A 1,186-nucleotide genomic window follows, 5' to 3' on the forward strand; every position below is an offset into this window, starting at 1 on the left:
GGGACGTTCCTTTTAATATGAGCAGGACATTGTCAAGAGGCAAAATCGGGCCTGGCCCCAACGATATGGGGTCAGGCCCTCTCCCTATATCAGCCCGTCCGCGGCGACCTCGGCGTGTCTTACCGACGCTCGTCTTTGCAGTTTAATATCCGCCCGCGGCGATCTCTCGCTGGGCAATCCGTTGCTACGGCTGAGGCTTCTACGTCGAACCGACAGTCTGTGCACGCGTGTGGCGCCCTGGGCGCTCGCAGAAAAGGGACCTGAGGTTCGCCTCAACGGCTTCGGATCGAACCGCTTCCGGGGTGACTGGCTTATGTGCGGGGGACCGCCCCCCTACGCCTCCTCGGCCATGAGGCCGACCGCCCATACCCAGCAGGCGAGCTCGCGCGCCGTGGCCACGTTCGCCTTGTTGCCGTGGACCCCGCGCGCGAGCAGCGCCTCCCGCCTCTCGACCAGCCTCCGCACGCCCTTGGCGGCATGCCTCCGGGCGCCCCGGTCCGGGGCCTGGCCCTTGGCGAGGTCCTTCGGCCGCCCCGAGCACGTCAGGTAGTGCCACGCGGCCTCGACCAGCGTCTTCCTCAGGTGCTTGTTGCCGGCCTTGGTGATCGCGCCCCTGCGGTCGCTCTCCCCGCTGGAGTGCTCGGAGGGCGTCAGGCCGACCCACGCCGCGAACGACCGGGCGTTCCTGAACCTCGAGAACTCGCCGGCCTCGAACACGAGGTCGGCGGCGGACGCGGTGTCTACGCCCTTGAGGCAGCGGAGGGAGTCGACCCTCCTCCTCCACCTGGGCTTGCGGGCCTCGGCCTCGACGAGCCCCTCGAGCCTCGCCTTCTCCTCCGCCGCCCGCCTGACCGCGTCGACGTAGTAGGCGAGCACGTCGTTGTCGGCCCCCTCCGCGAACCTTATCGACTCGATCCAGGACCAGTGCGCCCGGGTCCAGTTGCCCTTCCTGCGGCCGGTGGGCGTCCTCTCGTCGAAGACGAGCCCGTGCCTGAGCAGGAACTTGGAGAGCCGCTGCTTCGAGCGCGAGAGGTCGTCCCTCGCGTCCTCGAGCGCCCTGGTCAGGTCGCGGGCGGCCTCGCACTCGTCGTCGGGGACCCACACCTCGACCACGTTGCCGACCGACAGCATGCGGGCGAGGAACTCGGCGTCGTTGCGGTCGTTCTTCCTGCGCCTGTCCGCGCTG

General features: G+C 68.9%; 1 protein-coding gene. It reads right to left on the reverse strand.

Annotated features, from left to right (window positions below; all coding sequences use genetic code 11):
- Window positions 1–333 precede the first annotated feature (333 nt).
- Window positions 334–1,186 (reverse strand): IS110 family RNA-guided transposase (locus AB5164_RS10190; RefSeq protein WP_368148090.1); only part of this gene is annotated, 853 nt, incomplete at its 5' end.

It is taken from the genome of Collinsella aerofaciens, from assembly GCF_040915425.1.
In the GTDB taxonomy this organism is placed as follows: domain Bacteria; phylum Actinomycetota; class Coriobacteriia; order Coriobacteriales; family Coriobacteriaceae; genus Collinsella; species Collinsella aerofaciens_BW.